This window comes from Patulibacter brassicae (genome assembly GCF_033949425.1).
Lineage (GTDB): Bacteria > Actinomycetota > Thermoleophilia > Solirubrobacterales > Solirubrobacteraceae > Patulibacter > Patulibacter brassicae.
In genome coordinates this window covers 1-23,222 of sequence record NZ_JAXAVX010000013.1, presented here as the reverse complement: position 1 = coordinate 23,222, position 23,222 = coordinate 1, and the positions used below count along the sequence as shown (strand labels likewise).

At 73.3% G+C, this 23,222-nt stretch carries 22 protein-coding genes; 9 read left to right on the top strand and 13 right to left on the bottom strand.

Translation table 11 applies throughout. From position 1 onward, the window contains the following. The first annotated feature begins 87 nt into the window (after window positions 1-87). The gene (locus tag SK069_RS17230; protein ID WP_319955494.1) at window positions 88-1,674 is read left to right on the top strand and encodes an MFS transporter; all 1,587 of its coding nucleotides are present in this window, start codon (window positions 88-90) and stop codon (window positions 1,672-1,674) included. Window positions 1,675-1,696: 22 nt separating this feature from the next. On the opposite strand, the gene SK069_RS17225 is transcribed toward SK069_RS17230, so the two are convergent. Together SK069_RS17225 and SK069_RS17220 are read right to left on the bottom strand one after the other, a co-directional pair. Further along, window positions 1,697-2,134: an acyl-CoA thioesterase gene (locus SK069_RS17225; RefSeq protein WP_319955493.1), complete on the bottom strand. Its 438-nt coding sequence runs from the start codon at window positions 2,132-2,134 to the stop codon at window positions 1,697-1,699. Between the two features lie 10 nt (window positions 2,135-2,144). After that, window positions 2,145-3,335 (bottom strand): acyl-CoA dehydrogenase family protein, encoded by a 1,191-nt coding sequence (locus SK069_RS17220; protein WP_319955492.1) that lies wholly within the window; start codon window positions 3,333-3,335, stop codon window positions 2,145-2,147. Window positions 3,336-3,474: 139 nt separating this feature from the next. On the opposite strand from SK069_RS17220, the gene SK069_RS17215 reads away from it, so the two are divergent. The 6 genes from SK069_RS17215 to SK069_RS17190 all read left to right on the top strand — a co-directional run bounded on the left by SK069_RS17215 (window position 3,475) and on the right by SK069_RS17190 (window position 7,679). Beyond that, window positions 3,475-4,110 carry a helix-turn-helix domain-containing protein gene (locus tag SK069_RS17215; RefSeq protein ID WP_319955491.1) on the top strand — a complete coding sequence of 212 codons (636 nt, stop codon included), beginning with the start codon at window positions 3,475-3,477 and terminating at the stop codon, window positions 4,108-4,110. A 38-nt stretch (window positions 4,111-4,148) separates the two neighbouring features. Then, entirely contained in the window at window positions 4,149-4,913 is a 765-nt protein-coding gene (locus SK069_RS17210) for a hypothetical protein (protein ID WP_319955490.1), read from the top strand. Then, complete coding sequence (locus tag SK069_RS17205; RefSeq protein WP_319955489.1) at window positions 4,910-5,536, top strand: cytochrome c oxidase subunit 3; 627 nt, start codon at window positions 4,910-4,912, stop codon at window positions 5,534-5,536. The genes SK069_RS17210 and SK069_RS17205 overlap by 4 nt, the downstream gene beginning before the upstream one ends. Next, the gene (locus SK069_RS17200; protein ID WP_319955488.1) at window positions 5,536-5,802 is read left to right on the top strand and encodes a cytochrome C oxidase subunit IV family protein; all 267 of its coding nucleotides are present in this window, start codon (window positions 5,536-5,538) and stop codon (window positions 5,800-5,802) included. Before SK069_RS17205 ends, SK069_RS17200 begins: the two co-directional genes overlap by 1 nt. 71 nt (window positions 5,803-5,873) lie before the next feature. Next, window positions 5,874-6,512 carry a TetR/AcrR family transcriptional regulator gene (locus SK069_RS17195; RefSeq protein WP_319955487.1) on the top strand — a complete coding sequence of 213 codons (639 nt, stop codon included), beginning with the start codon at window positions 5,874-5,876 and terminating at the stop codon, window positions 6,510-6,512. 210 nt (window positions 6,513-6,722) lie between these two features. Beyond that, complete coding sequence (locus SK069_RS17190) at window positions 6,723-7,679, top strand: hypothetical protein (RefSeq protein WP_319955486.1); 957 nt, start codon at window positions 6,723-6,725, stop codon at window positions 7,677-7,679. A 203-nt stretch (window positions 7,680-7,882) separates the two neighbouring features. Here SK069_RS17190 and SK069_RS17185 read toward each other — a convergent pair whose 3' ends face one another. Both SK069_RS17185 and SK069_RS17180 read right to left on the bottom strand, forming a co-directional pair. Continuing rightward, window positions 7,883-8,521 carry a TetR/AcrR family transcriptional regulator gene (locus SK069_RS17185; RefSeq protein WP_319955485.1) on the bottom strand — a complete coding sequence of 213 codons (639 nt, stop codon included), beginning with the start codon at window positions 8,519-8,521 and terminating at the stop codon, window positions 7,883-7,885. A gap of 99 nt (window positions 8,522-8,620) precedes the next feature. Further along, on the bottom strand, window positions 8,621-9,787 hold the full coding sequence (locus tag SK069_RS17180) for an acyl-CoA dehydrogenase family protein (RefSeq protein WP_319955484.1): 1,167 nt from the start codon (window positions 9,785-9,787) through the stop codon (window positions 8,621-8,623). 197 nt (window positions 9,788-9,984) lie between these two features. On the opposite strand from SK069_RS17180, the gene SK069_RS17175 reads away from it, so the two are divergent. Both SK069_RS17175 and SK069_RS17170 read left to right on the top strand, forming a co-directional pair. Continuing rightward, window positions 9,985-10,569 carry a sugar O-acetyltransferase gene (locus tag SK069_RS17175; RefSeq protein WP_319955483.1) on the top strand — a complete coding sequence of 195 codons (585 nt, stop codon included), beginning with the start codon at window positions 9,985-9,987 and terminating at the stop codon, window positions 10,567-10,569. 91 nt (window positions 10,570-10,660) lie between these two features. Continuing rightward, window positions 10,661-11,071, top strand: coding sequence for a VOC family protein (locus SK069_RS17170; RefSeq protein WP_319955482.1), 411 nt, complete (start codon window positions 10,661-10,663; stop codon window positions 11,069-11,071). A gap of 118 nt (window positions 11,072-11,189) precedes the next feature. On the opposite strand, the gene SK069_RS17165 is transcribed toward SK069_RS17170, so the two are convergent. The 9 genes from SK069_RS17165 to SK069_RS17125 form a co-directional block, all read right to left on the bottom strand. After that, on the bottom strand, window positions 11,190-12,803 hold the full coding sequence (locus SK069_RS17165) for a phytoene desaturase family protein (protein WP_319955481.1): 1,614 nt from the start codon (window positions 12,801-12,803) through the stop codon (window positions 11,190-11,192). Between the two features lie 101 nt (window positions 12,804-12,904). Continuing rightward, a complete protein-coding gene (locus SK069_RS17160; protein WP_319955480.1) occupies window positions 12,905-14,038 on the bottom strand; it encodes a phosphotransferase family protein in 1,134 nt (377 codons plus the stop codon). A gap of 149 nt (window positions 14,039-14,187) precedes the next feature. Further along, a complete protein-coding gene (locus tag SK069_RS17155; RefSeq protein WP_319955479.1) occupies window positions 14,188-15,597 on the bottom strand; it encodes an MlaD family protein in 1,410 nt (469 codons plus the stop codon). Window position 15,598: 1 nt separating this feature from the next. Continuing rightward, window positions 15,599-16,867, bottom strand: coding sequence for an MlaD family protein (locus SK069_RS17150; protein ID WP_319955478.1), 1,269 nt, complete (start codon window positions 16,865-16,867; stop codon window positions 15,599-15,601). Then, window positions 16,864-18,525 (bottom strand): MlaD family protein, encoded by a 1,662-nt coding sequence (locus SK069_RS17145; protein WP_319955477.1) that lies wholly within the window; start codon window positions 18,523-18,525, stop codon window positions 16,864-16,866. Before SK069_RS17145 ends, SK069_RS17150 begins: the two co-directional genes overlap by 4 nt. Beyond that, window positions 18,522-19,982: an MlaD family protein gene (locus tag SK069_RS17140; RefSeq protein WP_319955476.1), complete on the bottom strand. Its 1,461-nt coding sequence runs from the start codon at window positions 19,980-19,982 to the stop codon at window positions 18,522-18,524. The genes SK069_RS17145 and SK069_RS17140 overlap by 4 nt, the downstream gene beginning before the upstream one ends. Beyond that, window positions 19,982-21,403 carry an MlaD family protein gene (locus SK069_RS17135; RefSeq protein WP_319955475.1) on the bottom strand — a complete coding sequence of 474 codons (1,422 nt, stop codon included), beginning with the start codon at window positions 21,401-21,403 and terminating at the stop codon, window positions 19,982-19,984. The genes SK069_RS17140 and SK069_RS17135 overlap by 1 nt, the downstream gene beginning before the upstream one ends. Beyond that, window positions 21,400-22,902, bottom strand: coding sequence for an MlaD family protein (locus SK069_RS17130; protein WP_319955474.1), 1,503 nt, complete (start codon window positions 22,900-22,902; stop codon window positions 21,400-21,402). The genes SK069_RS17135 and SK069_RS17130 overlap by 4 nt, the downstream gene beginning before the upstream one ends. Before the next feature lie 85 nt (window positions 22,903-22,987). After that, window positions 22,988-23,222 (bottom strand): ABC transporter permease (locus SK069_RS17125; protein WP_319955473.1); only part of this gene is annotated, 235 nt, incomplete at its 5' end.

Below are 23,222 nucleotides of genomic sequence, written 5' to 3'. Positions count from 1 at the left end.
TCGCCTCGCATTTTCGTACAAGATGTATGTTGCCGAGAGCTCCGCGACGCGCGGCCGGTCCACGGCCCGCCGGCGGACCCGCCGCCGATGCCCGCCCCCGACGCCCCCGTTCCGTCCGACGCGTCGCGCTCGCGGGTGCGGGACGCGCTGATGGTCGGGACGTGCTGCGCCTCGATCGCCGTGATCATGGGCCTCACGGCCGGCGCGATCGCCGTCGTGCCCGACATCGGCCGCGACCTCGGCGGCGACCAGAGCCGGCTGCAGTGGATCACCGACGCGTTCCCGCTCGCGGTGGCCGCGCTGCTCCTGCCGGCCGGAGCGCTGCTGGACCGCTACGGCCGCCGACGCGGGATGCTCGTCGGGCTCGTGGTGCTCGTCGCCGCGGTCGCCTGGACCGGCGGCGCGGACTCCGTCGACGCGGTGATCGCGAGCCGGCTGCTGGCCGGGATCGGCGCCGCGCTGCTCTTCCCCGGCACGTTGGCGACGATCACGGCCACGCTGCCGCCCGAGCGACGCCAGGTCGCCGTCGGGCTCTGGGCGGTCTCGGTGATCATCGGCGCCGTCGTCGGCCTGCTCGTGTTCTCCGTCGGCGTCGAGTGGTGGACCTGGCGGGCGCCCTTCCTGCTCATCGCGGGGTTCACGGCACTCGTCACCGTCCTGACCCTCGCCCTCGTGCCGGAGACGACCGCCGAGCACGAGGTCGCCCTGGACCCGGTCGGCGCCCTCACGTCGGTCGGCGCCGTCGGCGGGCTGACGCTCGCGGTCACCGAGGCCCCCGTCCACGGCTGGCTCGGCGCGACGACGCTCGTCGCCGGCGGCGTCGGCGCGACGCTGCTCCTGGCGTTCGTGCGCTGGGAGCTGCGCCACCCGAACCCGCTGCTGGACGTGCGCCTGCTGCTCGACCGCCGCTTCGGCGCCGGAGCGGGCGCGCTCTTCTTCCTCTTCTTCGCGCACTTCGCGCTGTTCTTCCTGTCGATCCAGTACCAGGGCTACGTCCTGGGCTCGTCGACGCTGGAGAGCGCGCTGGGGGTCGTCCCGCCGGTCCTCGGCTACGCCCTCACGCCGCTCGGTCCGCTGCTGGCGCGCCGGGTCGGGCGCCGCGCGGTGATCGTCCTCGCGATGCTCGTCGCGGCGCTCGGCGCCGCGGTCTGCGCCGGGATGGCGATCGGCGGCACGGAGAGCTACTGGACCTTCGCGATCGGCGCCGGCCTCATCTGGTCCGGCGTCGGGCTCGCGATGGCGCCCCCGACCGAGATGATCATCGAGTCGGTCCCGCGCGAGAAGCAGGGCGTCGCGTCGGCGGTCAACGACCTCTCGCGCGAGCTGTCGGCGGCGCTCGGGATCGCGATCGCCGGCTCCGCCTTCAACGCCGCCTACCGCGGGTCCGTCGACGATCACGTCGCCACCCTGCCGGAGCAGGTCGGCGAGACGCTGCTGGCGTCCCCGGCCGCGGCGCTGCAGCTCGCGGCGGAGCGCCCCGACGGGGCGGCGCTGACCCGGATCGTCCAGGACGGGGTGATCGCCGGATGGACGTGGGGCTTCGCGATCGTGGCCGCGGTGCTCCTGCTCGGCGCGGCGCTCGTCGCGCGGCGCTGTCCCGGGCGCGCGGAGGAGCGCCGGATGGCGTCGCCGCTGGACGTCGCCCGCGACGAGGGCGCCGCCGTTCCGGCCTGAGGCGGGTCCGCTGCGGGCGGGGTCAGGCACCGGCGGTCAGCGCCGCCCGCTCGTCGTCGCGCACCGGCCGCGCCACCCGCCGCTCGAGGTCGAAGGCGACCATCAGCGAGGTCCCCTCGGCCGCGACCGCGCCGTCGGGGCGCAGGACCCGATGCCCCACGGTCACCGACGAGCGGCCGATCGCGAGGATCGCCGCCTCGACGGTGACGCGGTCGTCGGCGCGCAGGAGCTCCCGACGGTGATCGAGCTCCACGCGCGCGAGGACGAAGGGGAACAGCCCGTCGGGGCCGGCGATCGGCGCGAACACGTGGCCCCGGGCCTCGTCGAGGAACTCGTGGTAGCGCCCGGACCAGACGTGGCCCATGACGTCGAGGTCCCGCCAGCGCAGGTCGATCGTGAAGCGGACGACCGGCGAGAGCGGGGCGTCCCAGCGCGGCGCCGTCGAGGCGACGTCGGTCATCGCGCCCGCCTCAGATCCCGTAGCTCTTGCCGATGACGTCGAGCAGGATCTCGTCGGCGCCTGCCCCGATCCGGTACAGGCGGATGTCGCGGAAGACGCGCTCGACGTCGTACTCGGTCATGTAGCCGGCGCCGCCGAGGACCTGGACGCACGCGTCGGCGACCTCGAAGGAGACCTGGGTCGCCTTGAGCTTCGCCTGCGAGATCTCCCGGACCGGGTAGGCGCCGTTGGCGTACGCGTGGGCGGTGCCGTAGATGAGCTGGCGGGCGGCGGCGATGTCCGTGGCCATCTGCGCGAACTTGTGCCGGATCGCCTGGTGCTTGCCGAGCGGCCGCCCGAACGTCTCGCGCTCGTTCGCGTACGCCAGCGCCTTGTCGAAGGCGTACTGGGCGTAGCCCAGGCACCCGGCCGCGCCGATCAGGCGCTCGGCCTGCAGCTCCCACATGATCTGGAAGAAGCCCTTGCCCGTCTCGGGCCCGAGCAGCGCGTCGGCGCCGACCCGCACGTCCTGGAAGGCGAGCAGCGCCGTGTCCGAGGCGTGCATGCCCATCTTCGAGAGCTTCTGCTCGCGCACGACGCCGGGGGCGTCCATCGGCACGAGGAAGATCGAGAAGCCGTCGTAGCCGGCGTCGAGGTCGGTCTTCGTGACGAGCATGATCATGCCCGCGCGGTGGCCGTTGGTGATGTAGGTCTTCGAGCCGTTGATGACCCACTCGTCCCCGTCCCGGACGGCGTGGGTCTGGATCGCGGCGACGTCGGAGCCGGCCCCCGGCTCGGTGATGCCGAGCGCGAAGATCGTCTCGCCGCGGACGCCGGCCGGCACCCATCGCTGCTTCTGCTCCTCGCTGCCGAACTGCAGCAGCGGCGGGATGACCATGTCGGTGTGGACCGAGAGGCCCATGAGCAGGCCGCCCGAGCCGCCACGGGCGATCTCCTCGGCGAGCACGAGGTTCGCGTAGTAGTCGCCGCCCTGCCCGCCGTACTCCTCCGGCACCGAGAGGCCGAGGAACCCGACCTCGCCGAGCCGCCGGACGATCGCGTCGGGGAAGGTCGTCTCCTCCCACTCGTGGACGTGGGGCACGATCTCGCGGTCGACGAAGGCGCGGATCGACGCGCGCAGCTCGTCGTGCTCGTCGCCGAAGATGAAGTGCCGCGTGGACGCGGCGTGGTCGGGCTTCAGGACCTCGGACGTGGCAGCCATGGCGCGATCGTAATGCACGTGCTTCACTTCGTGCAACGCGCCTGGACAGGTCGTCCACACGCCGTGGCCCGCCGTCGCGATCCCGTCGAGCGCGCCCCCTGCGAGAAGATCCGCCCGGCGCCCGGCGCCGCACCCCGCCATGCCTCCCAGCCCCGAACCCGCCCGCCGTCGCCTCGTCGCCGCCGGCGAGCGCCTCTTCGCCGAGCGCGGGATCGACAACGTGAGCCTGCGCGAGATCTCGCGCGCGTCGGGCGCGCGCAACGCCGTCGCGCTGCAGCACCACTACGGCGACCGCGACGGGCTGCTGCAGGCGATCCTCGACAAGCACGCCGCCCGCGTCGACGCGCGCCGGGATCCCCTGCTCGACGCCGCGGCGTCGACCGCTCGCCCGGACCGTGCCCGGGCGCTCGCCGCGGCGCTCGTGCTGCCGGAGGCCGCCAGCCTGCAGGACGACGACGGCGGTCGCGAGTACCTGCAGATCGTCGCCGAGGTGCTGACGCGCGAGCGCACGGCTCGCCGCGGCGCGCCGCAGCCGAGCATCGCCCGGTGGCGGGACCTCGTCGCGCCGGTCCTGCCCCCGGACGCCGCCGCCACGCACCGCCGGTTCGGCGCGGTCCTCTACGTGACGATCACGCTCGCGCGCCGCGCGAAGCTCAGCGACCGCCCGGAGTCGGCCCGCGAGGCGGCGATGCTCACGAGCTCGATGGTCGACGTCGTCGCGGGGATGCTCACGACACCGGTCTCCGCGGACACCCGTGCGCACCTGGCGCCCTGACGCGCCTCCCGCAACGCCCTGTTCGGATATCGAACATCGTGTACGCTGCGCGCAGCCCGGCCGCCCGGCCGGCGGGAGAGCACGTGACGAGCACGCGGATTCAGCGGTGGTGCGCCTGGTCGGGCATCGCCTTCCTGGTGATCTTCTTCACCGGGGCGATGATGGCCCAGGTCCTTCCGCCCCCCTCGCCGACGCAGACGCCGGCCGAGGTCGCCGCGCAATGGAGCAGCCACGCCGACCTCAAGCGCGCGGGGCTCTGCCTCATGATGATCTCGGCGGGCTTCCTCTTCCCGTTCACGGCCGCGATCTCCGCCCAGCTGCGGCGGATCGAGGGACACACGGGGCCGCTGACGATGCTGCAGCTCATCGCCGGCGGCGTCGGCGTCTTCGCGATCCTCATGCCCACGATGCTCTTCATGGGCATCGCGTTCCGGCCCGAGCGCGCGCCCGAGGTCACGAGCGGCCTGATGGACGCGGCCTTCGTCCCGTTCGTCATCAACTTCCCGCCGGTCTTCGCGCAGTGCGTCGCGTTCGGCCTCGCGGTCCTGCTGCAGCGGGGCGCCGTCCGGCCGTTCCCCCGCTGGTCCGCGTGGTTCAGCTTCTGGGTCGCCTTCCTCTTCCTCCCCGGCGTCCTGCTGCTCTTCTTCCGGACGAGCGCCTGGGCGTGGGACGGGCTGCTGTCGTTCTGGCTCGTCGCGGCGATCTTCGGCGGCTGGATCCTGCTCGTCTCGATCCTGCTCCTGCGGACGCTGCGCCAGGGCGACGACGCAGCCGCCGGCGCGCCCGCGGAGGCCGTGGCGTGAGCGCCGTCGAGCGCCCGGTCGAGCCCGCGGCGGCGGTACGGCCCGCCGAGCCGGAGCCGGCGGCCGACGCGCGCCGCACCCCCGGCGAGGGCGGCATCTGGGTCTTCATCCTCGCCGACATGACGGTGTTCGCCCTGATGTTCGGGGCGCTCGTCCTGCTGCAGGCCGACGATCCGGCGCGCTACGAGCTCGGCCAGGACCACCTGCACGTCGGCGTCGGCGTCGCGAACACCATCGTCCTGCTCGGCAGCTCGCTCGCCGTCGCCCTCGCCGTCCGCCACGCCCGCGCCGGCGCACTGGTCCCCGCGCGGCGGCTGTTCTCCGTCGCGTTCGGCTGCGCCCTGCTCTTCTGGGCGCTGAAGCTCTACGAGTACACGAGCCTCGGCGGCGACGGCGTCTCCGCACGCGAGAACGAGTTCTTCCTCTACTACTTCTCCTTCACCGGCGTCCACCTGCTGCACGTGACGCTCGGGCTGGCCGGTCTCGCCGGGGTCGTCCGCCTGACGCGGCGCCCGGCGCTGAGCGACCACGAGCGCTCGCTCGTGGAGACCGGCGCCTCGTACTGGCACATGGTCGATCTGCTCTGGATCGTCCTCTTCGCGCTCCTCTACCTCTACGGCTGATGCGACGCCCGAACTCCGCGCTCTACGCCGTGCTGGCGGTCCTCGTCGTCGCGACGATCGCGTCGTGGTGGCTGGGCGACGACCACGGCCTGGGCACGGGCGACGTGGCGATCGTCGCGGTGCTCGCCGTGACGTTCGCGAAGGTCTGGCTCGTCGGCATGCACTTCATGGAGCTGCGGCACGCGCGCCCCGTCGTCAAGGGGCTCTTCAACGCCTACGTCGTCGCCGTGCCCACGGCGCTCTTCGCGTTGCACCTCGCCGCTTGATCGCCGGACGCCGGACGGGCGCTCGCCGTACAGCACGTTCGGCCATCGAACACCATGTACCATCGGCGCCGATGCCTCGTGCCGGCGACCGGCCCCTGCAGCCGGGCCCCGACGAACGCCGCCGCCGCCTGGTCCGCCGCTTCGCCGACACCGTCGAGCCGCTCCTCGCCGCGGGGCGGAGCTATCCGGAGCTCAGCGTCCGCGAGCTCATCACGGAGGCGGGCATCTCGCGGTCGACGTTCTACGCGTACTTCGCGGACAAGACCGCGCTGCTGGACGCGATGACCGACGACGTGAGCCGCGAGGTCTTCGAGGCGGCCGAGACGTGGTTCGCGCTCGATCGGCCGACCCGGCGCGCGGACTTCGACCGCGCGCTCGAGCCGCTGTTCGCGTCGTACGTCGAGCACCAGGAGCTCTTCCGGGCGATCGCCGACGCCGCCGCGCAGAGCCCCGCCGCCCGCCGGAACCTCGAGCGGATCGTGGGGCGCGCCGCCGACCAGCTGACGCAGCACATCGCCGCGCAGCAGGCGCGCGGGCACGCGGCCCCGGGCGACCCCCGGACCACGGCCGCGTGGCTGGCGTGGATGGTGGAGCGCGGGCTCCACCAGCTCGTCCCGGGCGCCGACGAGGAGGAGATCGCGGCCCTGCACCGCTCGCTGTCCGACGTCGCCTGGCGCGCGCTCTACGCCGGGACGGACGCCGCCGGCTGACCCGAGCAGCGGCCCGGGGACGCGGGACGCCCCGAGGCCCCCGACGGCACCGCGCGAGCGAGCGGCGGCGGCGCGGACGGGGTCGACGTACGAGGTGTATAGAGATCGAACATGGTGTTCGGCCATGTGGTACGGTCGTCTCGACGTGGCGCGAGCGCGCTCGTCGCAACGCGGTCGGCACCGGGCCGACCGGGGAGAGAAAGGACCACCGTGCTGCCGAACGTCTTCACGCTCGCGGCCATCGGCGACACGCCGCCGCCGTACCACGACGTGCCAGGCCTGCCCCCCAACGTGGCGCCGCTGCCATCGGGCATCGAGGCCGGCGTCACGAACGAGCTGATCTTCTTCTTCGTCGCCGGCGCGGCGGTCGTGATCTTCGCCCTGCCGTGGGCCCTGCGCGCGGCCTCCAAGGGCAACTGGATCCCGTTGCTCGTGATGGGCGGCGGCCTGATCTGCTCGCTCGAGGAGGCGATGCTCGACATGCTCGGGCACCTCCACTGGGCCGACGACCTGACGGTCGTCTACACGAACTTCGGGATCAAGGTGCCGCTCCTGATCCCCCTCTGCTACGTCGCGTTCCTCGGCCTGCAGTCGTACTTCTGCTACTTCGTGATCAAGAACGGCGCGAAGCTGCGCCACTTCTTCATGCTGCTCGCGATGGGCGCGATCCTCGACGCCGTCATGGAGACGATCGGGATCAACCTCAACGTCTACGAGTACTACGGCCTGCAGCCGTACGAGCTGTTCGGCTTCCCCTACTGGTGGGCCTTCATCAACTCGGCGTCGTTCGTCACCGTCGGCGCGATGCTGGCGTTCGCGGTGCCGCGCCTGAAGGGCTGGAAGCAGCTCCTGGTGCTGTTCATCCCGGCCTACGGCATGGCGGCGACGTACTTCACCGTGGGCTGGATCCACATCCTCGCCCACAACTCCTCGCTGCCGGACTGGATGCGCTGGGTCGCGGCGACGATCATGATGATCGAGGCCTGCTTCTACATGAAGCTCCTCCACCACCTGCTCGGGGTGAAGGAGGACCAGCCGGCGGCCGCCTGGACCCTCCCGCGGATGTTCCAGTACACGATGGTCCCGGCCAAGGCCCGCGACCGCCTCTGGGCCAAGATGGCCCAGGAGGGCGGGCTGCCGCCGGAGCGGCACGCCGCCGCCTACTGAGCACGCGTGGGCGGCGCGGACGCGCCGCCCACGATCGGCCCGGGAGCGCCCGGGCCCGGACCACGACCCCGGCCCCGGCCGGGGTCGTCGCGTCTCGCGTCGGCGTCCTTCGCGTTGCGGACCGCGCCGCAGGACGGACGGGCACCGGACCTCACCTCCCGCGGCCCTCCGGGGCCCACGCGGGGCCGGCCGCCGCGGCGCGCTCAGGCGTCGTCGCGGTAGCCCTCGTAGAGCACCCGCCACACGATGTCCGTGGCGGTGTCGAGCAGGCGCTTGAACTCGGCGGGCTTCGCCGGCGCGACGAGCTGGTAGAGCCCGCGCTCGAGCATCCAGACGAGCCAGCGGGCGGTCCGGGGCGCGTCGAGCGGCGCCGCGCGGCCGAGCTTCTGCTGGGCGCGGAAGTGCCGCGTGATCTCCGTGACCGCCCGGTCCACGAGCGCCGCGTGCTGCTCCCGGATCTGCTGGTCGTAGGCGGCCGTCTCCGTGATCGCGCCGAGCAGCATCTGGTGCTGGTGGTAGGCGTCGAAGAGCGGCTGCAGCGCCTTGCGCAGGTCCTTGCGGGTCGCGTCGGGACCGAGCTCGAACCACGGCGCGGCGGCGTCGGCGAACGCCTGGGTGACGTCCTCGACCATCGCCCGCAGGAGGTCGCCCTTGTCGTCGAAGTAGACGTAGAAGGTCGACCGCGAGATGTCGACCGCCGTGATGAGGCGCTCGACGCTGATCTCCGCGTACGTCTCGCCCTGCTGCAGGAGCGGCTCGACGACCTCCACGAAGAGGCGCGCGAGCTGCTCCCGCCGCACCTCCCGTGGGGGCTGCAGGGGCTTGCTCGCTCGCGGGGCCACGCCCAGACCCTAGCGCGTTGTTCGACGACCGAACGGGATGTTCGGCCGCCGGCCGCGAGGGACGGCGGCCCCGCGGCGGACGCGGGACCCGCCGGGCCGTCAGAGGCCGTACGTCTTGCCGATGATGTCGCGCTGGATCTCGTTCGTGCCGCCGTAGATCGTCGCGCCGAGCGCGATCCGCAGGTGGCGCTCCATGCCGTACTCGTTCGCGTAGCCGTAGCCGCCCATCATCTGGACGCCCTCGAGCGCGACGCGCTTGGCGACCTCGGTGACCTTGAGCTTCAGCATCGAGGACTCGCGCGGGCCGACGCGCCGCGGGTCGGCCTCGAGGCGTCGCGCCAGCTCGTGGACCATGAGCCGCGAGATCTCGACCTCGGTCGCGAGCTCCGCGAAGCGGTGACGCATCGCCTGGAACGAGCCGATCGGCTGCCCGAACTGCTTGCGCTCGGTGATGTAGTCGAGCAGGTCCTGCAGCGCGCGCCGCGCATGCCCGATGAAGATCGCGGCGATCAGGACGCGCTCGCGGTTCAGGCCGCCCATGAGCTGCTTCCAGCCGTTGCCGATCTCGCCGATGACGCGGTCCTCGGGGACGAAGACGTCGGTGTAGAAGACGTCGTTCGTCTCGCGGCCGCCCATCGTCGGGATGTGACGGATGTCGATCCCGTCCTGCTCGAGGTCGACGTCGAGCATCGAGATGCCCTCGTGCTTGCGGCCGCTGGAGTCCGTGCGGACCATGAGCATGCAGCGCTTGGCGAAGTGCGCGTTGGAGCTCCACGTCTTCTGGCCGTTGACGAGCCAGCCGCCGTCGACGCGCTCGGCCTTGCAGCGGAGGTTCGCCAGGTCCGATCCGGCCTCCGGCTCCGACATGCCGATCGCGAAGGTGTCGCCGGCGCAGACGCGCCCGATGAGGTCGCGCTTCAGCTCGTCGCTGGCGTGGCGCTCGATCGCCTCGCCCGCGACGAGCGAGGTCGAGATGCCCATGATCGGCAGCTGGCCGAAGAACGCCTCCTCGAGGAAGAGGCTGACGTCGACGATCGACCCGCCGCCGCCGCCGAGGTCCTCCGGGAACCCGATGCCGACGAAGCCGAGCTCGGCGAGCTCGCGGTAGACGCCCTCGTGGTGCTGCTCGATGCCGTCCTCGGTCAGCGCGGCGCGCTGCTCGGGCGTGCCGGCCTTGTTCGCCGAGTACTCCCGGAGCGTCTCGACGAGCGCGCGGCGCTCGTCGTTGAGGTCGACCAGGTCGTTGGCGAAGGCGTTGACGGCCATAGCGGGATCCTCGGAGGTGCGGTGGTGACCACGACCGGCTCGGCACCGGCCGGACCGGGCGAGCGCAAGCGGCGCGGCCCCGGCCGCCGGAGTATCGCACACACTGTCCAGACGACATGGCCCGTCGCGGCGGGGCCGGTCGCGGATCGTCGGCGCGAGCGACCGGCGGACGCGAGCGGCTCCGGTAGCGTCCGGCCATGGGCGAGATGCGCGACCGCCGGCTGCAGGGGCGGCCCTACCGCGCCGGCGACCCGGAGGACGTCGCCGGCTACGACCGCACGCAGGACCTGCTGGAGCGATACGACGCCGCGCCGAGCGCGAGTCGCGGCGACGCCGAGCGGGCGGCCCTGCTGCGCGAGCTGCTCGTCGAGGTCGGCGAGGACGTCGTCGTCCGGCCGCCGTTCTTCTGCGAGTTCGGGGACGTGCGGATCGGCGCCGGGACGTTCGCGAACGTCGGCCTGCTCGTGCTCGACGTCGCGCCGGTCACGATCGGCGCCCGCTGCCAGATCGGCCCCCGCGTCCAGCTGCTCGCCGCGACCCATCCGCTCGACGTCGCCTCGCGGCGGGAGGAGTGGGAGTCGGCGGCCCCCGTGACGATCGACGACGACGTGTGGCTCGGGGCCGGGACGATCGTCTGCCCCGGCGTCACGATCGGCGCCGGGACGGTCGTGGCGGCGGGCGCCGTCGTCACCCGCGACCTGCCGGGCGGGGTCCTGGCCGCCGGCGTGCCGGCCCGCGTCGTGCGCGAGGGCCTCGACGTCGACGAGACGGCGGCCGGCTGAGGCTGGCCGCCGCCCGCCCGCACTCCGCGATCCGCGCCGGACCCGCGCCCGCCGTTTGCTCGGCGGCCGCTTCGGGCACCCGCGCACCGGCATGGACGTCGACGATGTCGTGGAGCTGACGCTCGAGACCGAGGACCCGGACGCGCTCGCGGCGTTCTACGAGCGGGCGCTCGGGCTCGAGCCGCTGAGCACCGAGCGCGGCCGTCGCTGGCTGAAGCTCGGCGAGCGAACGCGGTTGGGGCTGTGGGCCCCCGGCCGGCACGAGCACGGCGACGAGGGCGGGCGCCACGTCCACTTCGCGGTCTCGGCGCGGCCCGCGCAGCTGGACGCGGTCCACGCCCGGCTGACGAGCGAGCTCGACGTCGCGGTGGAGGGCCCCGTCGAGCACGACGGCGGGGACCGCTCGATCTACTTCCGCGACCCGGCCGGCAACCTCGTCGAGGTCTGGGACTACTTCGAGCGCCGGGAGGGCCGGCGCGAGGGCGTCGACGGCCTCGGCTGACCCGGGCGCCGCCCGCGAGCGCTCGCGCTCGCCGCGCGGCGAGCGCGGGGACGGCCGCGTCCCACCCGTGGGGAGCCGTTGGCACGGCCGCGCCCGCGAGGCACGGCCGTGGCGCCGCTCAGCCGCGGCGCAGGAACCCGCGGCGGCGTTCCTTGCGCAGCTGCCGCAGCAGCGTCTTGGAAGCGTTGTGGCCCGGCATGCCCGAGATCCCGGGGATCGAGTGGGTGCCCGAGCCGGTCATCCAGAGCCCGTCGATCGGCGCCTGGAAGTTCCCCATCCCCAGCGCGGGCCGCAGCGGCCCGAGGCGCGTGATGATCGGATCGACGTGGTAGACGTTGCCGTCGATCGCGTTGAACCGCTCCGCGATGTCCGGCTTCGCGAGCGGCCGGCGTCCGATCTCGAGCTCCTCGAGGCCCTCGTAGAAGAGCGCGGACTCCTTGATCACCCGCTCGGTGATCTGGTCCCGCGCCACGTCCCAGCCCTCGTTCGGGGTGCCGGGCGTCAGGCCGGTCCAGAACCAGTACGTGTCGTGGCCCTCGGGCGCCATGCTCGGGTCGAACGCGGTGGTGATCTGCGCCAGACCGGCGACGTGCTCGGGAACCTCGCCACGCACGCACGCGCGGAACGCGTCCAACGCCTGCTCATGCGTGTTCCACGTGACGCACGGCAGCTTCAGATCGACCGTGTCGCCCGGGAACGTCCTGGCGCGCCACTCCTGATGGCGCGGCATCCGGAGCTTGCCCTTCAGCGCGATGTTCAGCTTGTAGTCCCGCGCCCCGGTCTCGTTCGTCGGGATGTGGCGGACCTTCACCTGGTCCTCGTGCGAGAGGAGCTCCTGCGGGACGAGCTCCCCGAGCACCCGCTTGGGCGAGAACGACGTCATCACGGCCTTGCGCGCGCGGACCTCCTCGCCGCCCTCCAGCCGCACCCCCACCGCACGACCCCCGTCGACGAGGATCTCCTCCACCCGGGCGTTCGCGCGGACCCGGCCACCCGCGTCCTGCAAGCACGCGATCAGGGCCTTCGGGAACGCGCCGGTGCCGCCCTCGAACATCGCGACCCCGGTCCGGTGGTAGACGCCGAGGTAGATCAGCGCATACGCCGACGCGTCGGAGTCGAAGGGCATGAACGGCAGGTTGATCGTCAACGGACCACGCACCAGCGGGTGCTCGAAGCGCTCCTCGATCGCCTCCGCATGCCCCTGCAGGATCCACCGCGCCAGCGGCAGCAGCTCCTTGCGGTGCTTGCCCATCTTCGCCAGCGCCTTGGCGAGCTGCTTGGGCTCCGGCCGCACCGCGCTCGTGAGCATCAGCGGCAGGCCGATCTCGACCCCGGCGGTCACGGACTCCACGAAGTCCAACCACGACCGCGCGTCCTTCTTGGAGAAGTGCGCGATCTCCTGCGCCGTGCGATTGGCGTCCTGCCACATCGCGATCGACTCGCCCTCGAACCCCAGATGCACGTGCGCGGGGTCCACGCGACGCATCCGCAACCCGTACTTCGACGTCAGCTCCAGCTCCGCGTCGATCGCGGTGTTGCGAAACAGCGACGCGTGGATCGACGCCTCGTTGATGAAGTGACCCGGCGCCTCCGGCACCATCTCGTTCGTCGCGGTCATCCCGCCGATCACCGGCGAGGCCTCGAGCACCTCGACGTCGAGACCCGCACGCGCGAGGTAGCACGCGGCCACCAAGCCGTTGTGGCCACCACCGGCCACGATCACATCGGCCACGGAACTGCTGGAAGGAGTCATCGATCGCTTTCGCGTGGAGGGACGTCAGGCGCCGGCGGGCCGGCGCGAAGAGGACGGCTGGGGTGCGCGGGTCATCGCGGTCACCGCTTGCCGGTCACCCACCCCGACGAGGCGACGCTCGGCGCGGGCAGGTCGAGGATCGTCGCCAGCAGGTTGCTGGCCGGGTTGGAGAGCCACATCTGCGCGTCGGGCGGCACGAGCCCGAGCTCCACCATGTAGTGCCCCACGCGCGTGAAGATGATCGAGGCACGCACCGCCGACCAGGCGACGTAGAAGTCCGCATCGGGCACCGCGTGCCCGCTCAGCTCCTCGTAGCGCGCGATCGTGCCGGCCTGGTCGGGGAAGCCGGGCGGCAGCGGCAGCCCGAGGGCCTCGCTGTGGTGGCGGTTCATGAAGATGAACCAGCCGAGGTCGACGCCCCGGGGACCGAGCGAGGCCATCTCCCAGTCGAAGACGCCGGTGACGGCGAGGTCCTCGCCGAACATCATGTTCCCCAGGCGCGCATCGCCCCAGCTGATGACGTCGGGGTCCTCGGGCGTGCCGATCGTGGCCGGCAGGTGCGCCTTGATCCAGTCGAGCCCGGCGTCGACCGTCGGGTTCGCGACGCCCCGGGAGCCCCACGCGTAGTAGCGCTCGTAATAGGCGATCTCGCGCTCGAGGGCGGTCGCGCCGACGTCCTGGCGCTCGAGGCCCTGGACCCCGAGGGCCACCGGGTCGGCGGCATGGATCCCGGCGATCGCCGCCAGGGCGTTGTCCACGAGGCGGCCCTGATCCTCCGGCGCGAGGTCGAGGACCCATCCGGAAGCGGTGAAGGGCGGATCGTCCGGCGGGACCTTCCCGTAGCAGCGCTCCATCACGACGAACGGCGCGCCGAACAGGGCCTCGTCGCCATCGCCGGCCCAGACCCGCGGCGCGGGCACGTCGGTGTGCCGCGCCAGCGCGTCCATGACGAGTGCCTCGCGGGGGAGGTCGTAGTCCATGAACAGGCCGTCGCCTCGCGGGGCGATCCGGGCGACGAAGCCGGCGGTGCGACGCTCGCCGTCGACGGTCCGCGTGACGTCGAAGAGGACCGACTCGCTCGACATGCCCGAGGCCTCGTTGACCTCGATGCCGCCGATCTCGATGTCGCCCTCGCCCGCCCCGAACCGCTCCGCCAGCCACGGACGCAGCGCCTGGGCCGCCGCCTGGAGGTCGATGGTGTTCTTCAGCGCCATCCGTTCGTCCCTCGCTTCGCTCTCGCAGGCCGAACATGCTGTCCGGCCTTCGCCACCATACATCATGTTCGAACGTCGAACGACACGGCGCCGGCCGTCCCGCTCGACGGCGGCGCCGCCGGCTCGACGGCGCCGGACTCGTCGCCGGCCTACGGGTCGGGCAGCGTCAGGCGCGGGTAGGACGCGCTCTTGCCGTTGAACGTCCACGGGCCCTGCGTCTTGCAGGTCGGGGCGGCCCCGAACGGCGGCAGGATCAGCGGGTTGTTCTGGTTGCGGCAGTCGTAGGCCTGCAGGCCGCCGCGCGCCATCTCGTCGGTCGCGCCCGGGCGCGGGTACGGGTTCGCGCGGTTCGTCGGCAGCTTCTTCGTCCAGCCGCCGACGATCTCGTTCCACGCCGTGAGCATGCCGCCGGCGTACTGGCCGAGCTTGCCGCCCGGGACCACCGTGCGGCCGTTGAACGTCGCGGCGACGTTCGCGAAGTTCGCCACGAAGCTGTCGCGGCTGGCCGCCGACAGCTGCACGAACGGCAGCAGCTGGCGCGCGGCGAGATGGACGTTCGCCAGCGACGGCCCGACGCCGTCGAGCAGCCGGGTCACCGACGGCAGGGCCTTCGTCGTGTCGCGGAACGCCGGGGCGACCTTCCGGAAGCCGGCCTGCAGGCGCTTCGTGTCGTCGCGGAGGGCGACGAGCGCCGGGGCGACGAGCGGCGCCGTCGGGCGCAGCGCGGCGACGGCGCGCCGCAGATCGCCGCTGGCGCCCTGCAGCCGGCCCGACGCGACGCGCAGGTCTCCGAGGAAGGGCGGCAGCGCGTCGACGAGGGCCGCGAGGTCGCGGTCGCGCGCGGCGGTCGTCGCGAAGACGCGGGACCCCTGGCGGATCGCGCCGACGAGCGCCGCGTCCTGGCTGCCGAGCGCCTCGAAGACGTCGGTCGAGGAGCCCAGGAGCGACCGCAGCGGCTCCTGCTGACGCTGGAGCCGGCGCGCGACGGCCTCGAGGTTGCCCACGACGCCCGGAGCGCGACCGAGCGCCTGGTTCAGCGCCATGGCGCGACCGTCGAAGGCGCCCGCGAGCCCTGCGAGCATCCGGCGCATGTCGCGGCGCGTGGACTCCGGGAAGGCCTGCAGCACGTCGTCGAGGCGCTGCGCGCGCACGACCCCGGACCCGGGGATCCGGCCGCCGTCGGCGATCGGCGCCGCCTTCCGGTCGCCCGGGGCCACCTCGAGGTAGCCCTCGCCGAGCAGCGTCTTGGAGCGCACGACGATCCGCGCGTCGCGCCGCAGCGGGGCGAACTCCGGGTCGATCTCCAGCTCGACCCGCGCACGGCGGCCGAGGCTCTCGACCGAGACGACGTGACCGACGTCGACGCCGGCGATCCGCACGTCGGAGTTCGCCAGGACGGAGTCGGCCTCGGGCAGGTCCGCCGTGATCCGGTAGCCCTGGGGCTGGAAGGGCACGACGCCGCCGAAGCCGCGCCAGACGCCGATCGCCAGGACGGCGGCGATCAGGGCGAACGCGATCGGGAGCAGCAGCTCCCGCGGGCTGGGGATCCTCGTCAGCATCTCAGGTCGCCGGGCAGAGCTGGGCCGAGCCCGTGAGGGCCTTGAACAACGGGCCGAGGTCGACCAGCGTCGTCATCTGGTGGCAGTTGACCATCACGAGCGCGCGGAACAGCGCGCCGTGGGCGTCCGCCGTGCTCGTCGCCGAGCCGAAGTTGTGGAACGCCCAGGCGATCCAGTAGAGCATCCCCTCGTCGCGGCCCGGCGGGTTGTAGGCGAGCTCGTTCGTCAGGTACGTCGCGGCCTGGACGATCCGCGACACGTCGGGCAGCGCCGCGCTGAGGTTGCGCAGCGTCGGCTGCAGGTCGCGGACGGTCGGCTGCGCCTCGTGGACGAGCGGCTTGATCTGGCCGCGGACGGCCGTCGTGAAGTCGTCGGTGAGGGGCTTCAGCGCGCGCAGCGTCGTGGGCAGCTCCCGCACGGGCGGCACGAGCTCGCGGGCCGCCGGTCCGAGCTCGTCGGAGAGCCGCCCCGCGGAGGACAGCGCCTGCTGGGCGGTGCTCACGGTGCTGGGCAGGTCGGCGAGCGAGCGTCGCAGCGACGTCTCCTCCTGCGCGATCGCCTCGAGGGTGCGGTTGCCGGTGACGACGACCTCGCCGAGGCGCCCGTCGCTGCGAGCCGCGTCGGTGACGTCGGCGAGGTTCGTGACGAGCCGCGCCAGCTCGCGCCGGCGCCCGTCGAGGGCCGTCGTGATGCGGCGCACCTGGTCGGCCGTCGGGCCGAGCGAGCGCAGCAGCGCGCGGAAGTCCGGAGCGCGGTCCTTCGTGCCCTGGCCGAGGCCGGTCAGCAGCTGCTCGAGGAAGCCGCGGGTGTCGGCGTCGAGCGTCGAGAGCAGATCCGAGAGCGGGACCGGCGAGCTCGTGCGCGACAGCGGGATGACGCCGTCGTCGGCCATCCGTCCCCGCTTCGCGTGCCCGGGATCGAGCTCGACGAGCATGTCCGAGAGCGGGGTGATCGGTCGCAGGTCGGCGCGGGCGTCGCGGTAGACGGCCGGCAGCTTCGTGCGGTCGATCTCGAACGTCACGTCGGCGGTCTCGCCCTCGATCGACGCCTCCGAGATCGTCCCGACCTTCACGCCCGAGACGCTCACGGCCTGCCCGAAGCCCGGCGCGACGCCGTCGGCGGCCGGGAGGATCGCGCGGACCTCGTAGACGTCGCGGAACGGCACCGGGAAGCGCTGCTTCACGAGCACGTAGCCGGCGGAGACGACGCCGAGGACGACGAGGACGAGGATCGGCCCGAGCAGGACCCAGGGATTGCGCGAGCGGCTCATCGGTCGCTCCCGGTCGCGGTCGGCAGGAGGCGGCGCGCGATCGCCGCCGCGCCCGTGGCGGCGGCCCGGGCGGTGTCGCGATCGCGACGGGGGGTGACGGCGTCGGCGGCCTCGCCGCCGACGAGGCCGCGGAGCGTCGAGCGCAGGCGCTCCAGCCCCGCGGTGTTCGCGGCGCGGCGATCGGCCGCGACGTCCGGCGCGATCCGCGTGCGGGCGAGCGACGCGAACGGCTTGTTGCTCTCCGAGCGGAGGTTCACCGGGTCGTTCTGCAGGCAGGGCACGTCGGGCCGCTTCGGCGGCAGGACGCCGCTGCCCAGCCAGATCGGCCGCATCCCGCTGAGCGCGTTGTTCGACGAGGTCACGAGCTGTCCGACGCCGGGCAGCACGCCCTGGAGCGAGAACTCGCCCTGCGACAGGCCCGCGCGGAAGGTCGTACCGTTGCCGTCGAAGCCCGGTGCGGTGCCGGTGAGGTTTGCCGCCGCGTGCAGCACGTCGAGCCAGGCAGGGTCGCCGCTGCTGAGCTTGTCGTCCGGCACCTGCGCGTTCAGCACGGGCTGGATCCGCTGCTCGAGGCACTGCCCGAGCGGCGCGAGCTTCGGCGTCACCCACGCGAGCTGGCGCTCGACGGTCGGCAGGCGACGGACCGGGTCGTCGAGGTCGCGCAGCAGCGCCGGGAGCGCGCCGGGCAGCGTCAGCGCGCCGAGCTGCGCGAACGCGCGGTTCGCCGAGGGCAGGACGGACGGCAGCAGCCGCAGCGCCGGGGTCGCCGCGTCGCCGAGCGCCTCGACCTGCGGCAGCGCGCGGTCGAGCGAGGCGAGCGACGCCGGTGCCGCGCGGAGCATCGCGTCGGCGTTGGCGATCGTCCGGCCCAGCGCGACGTCGGAGTCGGCGAAGATCCCCATCACGCGGTCGTAGCTCGTGACGATCCGGGCCAGCGCGGCCGGGTCGGCGGCGAGCGTCTCCGTGAGCGACGCCGTCGAGCGGATGCTGCGTCCCAGGTCGCCGGGGCGCCGGCCACGGGCCGCGGCGACCACGCGCGAGGCCGGGGCCAGCGCGCGGTCGAGCTTGCGGGTGGCCCGACGCAGCTCCGCCGCGCCCGAGTCCCGGCCGTCGTCGCCGGGGGCAAGCCCCTCGCCGAGCGTCCGCACGAGCTCCTTCGCGGACGCGCGCGTCGGCGCGTCGAGGACGTCGAGCGCCTCGTCGAGCTGGACCGGGACGGTCGTCCGTCCGACCGGGATCGTGTCGTTGGCGCCGAGCGCCGGCGCGCCCGGGGTCCCGAGCGTCGCCTGGATCATGAAGTTGCCCTCGAACGCCAGGCGCGGCTTGATCGCCATCCGGCTGTCGCTGCGCAGCGTCGGGGCGTCGGGCTTCAGCCGGATCCGGACGAGCGCGTTGCCGTCCGGCCCCTGCTCGATGCCGGTGACCCGGCCGATGTCGAGGCCGCCGATCCGGACGGGGTTGCCCTTGCGGAGGTTGTTCGCGTCGGTGAAGACCGCGTTGATCTGCGTGCCCCCGGCGAACAGGGAGTGGCGACCGAACGCGTAGACGAGCGTCCCGGCGATGACGAGGACGACGACGACCGCGGCGATCTGTCGGTGGCGCGCGGTGCGCCGCAGGTGGTCGCGCGTGGCCGCGCGACGGCGGGGCATCGGGCTCATCGGCTGCTCCCGGCCGGCGGCTCGTCGTAGAGACCCGCGTCCTGCGCGCGCTTCCGGACGGCCGGATCGATGGTGGTGCGGAACGTCGGCGTGCTCTGCAGGCCGGGCGGGTTCGTCAGCAGCTGGCGGCCGTCGACGAACGTCTCGTTGCCGGACTCGCACTCCTGCGCGTTCGCGTGCGGCGTGTAGTTCTGGTGGAGGTTCGGCAGGGCCGTCGGGTTCTGCAGCAGCTCCAGCGGGCTCGTGCCCAGCTGCGACAGCACGACGTTGCCGACCGGCGGTCCCGCCCCGTCGCCGATGGTGCCGAAGACGTTGTGCCAGCCCTGGCCGAAGAGCGTGATGTAGTTGCACGCCGTCTGGGCCGGCGTCACGCGCTCGAGGAACACCCCGGCGGCGTCGAGCACGTCGCCCAGCCGTCGCAGCGAGCCCTCGGTCTGCGGCAGCTCCGTGAAGCGCCGCAGGGAGCCGGCGGTCGTCGTCAGGCGACGCGCGAGCGCCGGCGTGACCCGCAGCCAGGGGATCGTGTCGCCGAAGAGCGCGTTCGTCTGCCGCAGGGCGCCGGGCAGCACGGTCGCCGCCGGGCGCAGGTCGGTCGAGATCTCTGCGAGGTCGTCGAGCGCCGGGCGCAGCGCGCCGAGCGCGGCGGTCGTCGCGCGAGCGGTCCGCGGGAACGCGTCGACCGTCCGGGCCAGCGACGCGCGGCTGCGGCTCAGGGCGGCGAACGTCCGCGCGCCGTCGCTGACGAGCGTGCCCAGCTCGGGCTCCGCGGCCGCGAACGCGCCGATCGCGCGCTGGTAGGCGCTGAGGAGCGATCCGAGCCGTGCGTCGGAGGCCTCGAGCGTGCGGGAGATCGCGCTGAGCGCCGGCAGCATCCGGTTCGCCTCGCGGATCGTGTCGCCGAGCGCGATGCCGCGGCCGGCGAGGCCGCCGGCGAACGCCGTGACGAACTGCTGCAGGTTGCGGCGCGTGGGTGCGTCGAAGACGTCGAGCAGGTCGGTGAGCTCGGTGTTGTCCGAGGTCTGCTCGAGCGGGAGGTTGCCGCCGGAGGCGATCGTCGCTGCGGCGCGGCCCGGGACGATGTCGAGGTACGTCGCGCCGAGGATCGACGCGGGCCGGACCTTCGCGGTGCTGTCGGCGGGCACCCGCGGCGCGTCCGGCTCGACCTTCACGCCGAGGCGGGCGTAGGCGGGGTGATCGCCGGTCGCGGGCACCGGCGTGATCGTCGAGATCTGCCCGACGCGCACGCCCGCCATCCGGACCTGGTTGCTGCGCACGATCCGATTGGCGTCCGGGACGTCGACGGAGAACTCCCGGTACTGCTCGCCCGGGACGCCGTCGTTGGCCGTGTACGAGACGTAGACGGCGAACAGCAGCCCGATGATCGCGAGCGTCCCGATCCACGGGTAGAGCCGCTCGGGACCGCGGCGACGCTGACCGGTGCTGGGCCTGCGCGCCATCACTTGCCCGCCATCCGGTCGAGGGTCTTCAGGAGGTCACGACGCGTCGCCTCGGGAAGGTCGGCGGCGCGGACCTTCGACGGACCGTCCAGCGACGGCGCCGTCGTGCGCAGCTGCGAGCGGCCCTGCACGACCTTGCCTCCCTGCGTCACGGGACCGGTGGTCCCGGACGTGGCGATCGAGCCCTTCCACTCCGGATCGTTGATCGGCAGGCCGACGCCGTCCTTGGAGTTGAAGTTCGCGTTGCACGCGCGCGCCTGGGGCTGGGCGATGCAGCGGGCCGCGACGCTGAGGATGATCGGGACCATGTGCGACGTCTCGTCGTAGAGCCCGGACACCGTGGACAGCGTGTAGAACATGTTCAGCAGCTGCTCGTTGCCGCCCGTGTCGCGGAGGCTCACGAGCAGCTCGCGGGCGAGCCGGCTCGGCTCGAGCGCGCGCTGGGAGAAGCGGTTCAGCTCGCCGACGACCTTCCGCGTGGGCGGCAGAGCCGGGCGCGTGGCCTTCGCGGCGCGCGCCAGGGACGTGAGCGCCGGCCGGCCCGTCCTCGACAGCTGCTGCAGCACCCCGTTGACGCGGACGAGCTCGGGGACCGCGCGACGCAGGGCCGCGGCCGTCGGGGTCAGCTCGTCGCCGACGCGGTCGATCGATCCGAGGCTCAGGCGGACCTCCCGCAGGAGCCCCGGCAGCGCGCGGATCGACGCCCGCGTGCCGTCGCGATGCGCGGCGAGCGTCGAGGTGACGTCGGCGGCGCCGGCGACGAACCGGCGGACGTCGCCGCGGCGCTCGCGCATGTCGGCCAGGACGGTGTCGGTCTGCCCGATCGCGTCCCGCAGGGCGGTGCGCTGGCGATCGATGAGCGCCAGGACGCGGTTGGCCTGCGTCAGCGCCGGGTTGGCACGGCGCAGGACCGCGTTGAAGTCGCGCCCGGTGCCCGACGCCGCGAGCCCGAGCTCGCCCAGCATGACCCGGATGCGCTGGTCGACGGGCAGCGAGAAGGTGTCGATCACCTGCTGCAGCTGGACGGAGACCTCGGTCCGGGAGACCGGCACCGTCGGCCGGTCGTGCCCGGGCACGCGCCCCAGCGGGGGCTCGCCGGCCGAGCCCGCGTCGCACTGGACGAAGCTCTCGGAGATGAACCCCTCCGGCAGGATCTTGCAGGAGGCGTCGGCGCGCAGCGGGCCGAAGCGCTCCTCGATCGAGAGCCGGAACGACGCCTTGCGGTCGGACGTCAGCGTGACGTCCTCGACCCGGCCGACGCGCGCGCCGGCGATCTTCACGAGCTGCCCCGGCACCATGCCCCGCGCCGTGTCGAAGACGGCGTCGAACTCGTAGCGCTTCGCGTCGCCGCCGCTGCGCAGCGCGAGGGCCAGGGCGACGATCGCCAGGACGAGCAGGGTCGGGAGGACGAGGCGCCTCATCGGCTCGCTCCGGCGGGCGGGGTCGGGCGCTGGGGGTTGCGGCCGTCCGGGTCGGGCTTCAGCGACCGGTCGTCACCGTCGCACCGGCTGTACGTGCGGCAGAGCGCGGGCGGCGAGTTGACGAGCCGCGACATGCTCGTCGTCGGGTCGCAGATGCCCTCCTTCGGGTACCACGGGTTGGACCCGTCCGGCGCGGGGGGCGCGTTGCCGCCCGGGCAGCGGCGGTTCTGGTGCGTCGCGAGGTTGATGACGCCCGGGATGACGCCGTCGGTGATCTTCGCCAGCGCGGGGATCAAGCCGCCGAGCGCGCCGCCGAGCAGGGTCTGCGGGCTCTGGACGAACTCGATCTTCAGGTAGTGACCGTGCTGGTGGTAGCCGCCGGTGCCGATCGAGACGAGGCCGTTGACGATGCCGAGGATGAAGTCGGAGCCGTAGAAGCGCAGGCCCTCGAGCATCGGCATCGCCTCGTCCAGGCCGTCCGAGATCGCCTTCGCGCCGTCGACCGTCGGCCGCTCGAGCTGCGGCAGGCCGTTGACCGCCGTGCGCAGCGGACCGAGGATCCGCTCGAGCTGCGCGCCGACCGGGTCGGTGCGGCGCAGGACCTTCGGCAGGCGGCGCAGCAGCACGCGGAGGTCGGCCTGCGGCTCGGGCACCGCCCGCAGGGCCGGGCGCAGCGCCTGCGCGGTGCTTCCGGCGCGGCGCAACGTGCCGCCGGCCTGGCGCAGGACGGCCGGCGCCCGCTGCAGGACGCCGGAGAGGGCCTGCTGCTGGTCGGCGACGGCGCGGAAGGTCCGCTCCGTGCGGCCGACCGCGGTCACGAGGCTCGCGCGGCGGTCGGCGACCGCACCGGCGGCGGTGGCGCCCGATCGGACGAGGCGGTCGATCGCGTCCTGGTCGGTGCGCAGGTCGCCGAGGAGGCCGTCGAGCGAGGCGAACGCCGGATCGATCTTCGCGAGCATCCGGTTGAACGACGGAGCCCCCGAGCCGGCGAACACCTCGGAGCTGCGCTGGATGAGCGCGCGCAGATCCTCGCGGAACGGGCCGTCGAGCGAGCTGAGAATGGCGTCGAGGTCGACGATCCCGCGGGTGTCGGTCGCCGCGAGCGTCGCGCCGTCGCGCAGCGCGGGACGGTTGTCGGGGCCCGGGGTCAGCGCGACGTAGCGGTTGGTCAGGGTGGCCTGGCCGACGGCGCGGATCTGCGCTCGGGTGCCCTCGTTCAGCGGCACGAAGTCCTCGTCGGTGATCCCGAGCTCGAGGTCGGCCTGGCCGTCGTCGCTGATCGAGATCCGGTCGATCTGGCCGACTTTCACGCCACCGACCTGCACGAGGCCGCCCTGCACGAGCTGCCCGGCGTTCTGGAAGCGGACGTGGAGCTTGTAGTCGCTGCCGCCGGAGAACGCCAGCAGGTACACGAGCCCCGCCACCACGATGGCCAGGCCCGCGACCGCCAGGGTCCGGACGTTGCGGGTCCGCCGCGCGTGGCGGCCCTCGATCGTCATCGGCTCCACGTCAGCCGCCGATCGGGAGTCGCGGGCGGGCGGGGACCAGATCGACCTGGGAGACGATGCGCAGCACGAGCACGCCTCAGCCGCCGATCGGGAGTCGCGGGACGCCGCCCCAGAACAGCTGCGAGCCGATGATGCCGATGACGTGGATCCCGATGAGGTTCACGATCATCGCCCGCGCGGTCGCGGTGCCGACCTCGACCGGGCCGCCCCGCACCCGGTAGCCGTAGTAGCAGCCCACGAGCACCACGAACGTCGCCATCGCGATCGTCTTGATGCCGGAGAACAGGTAGTCCTGCGGCGACTGGAACTTC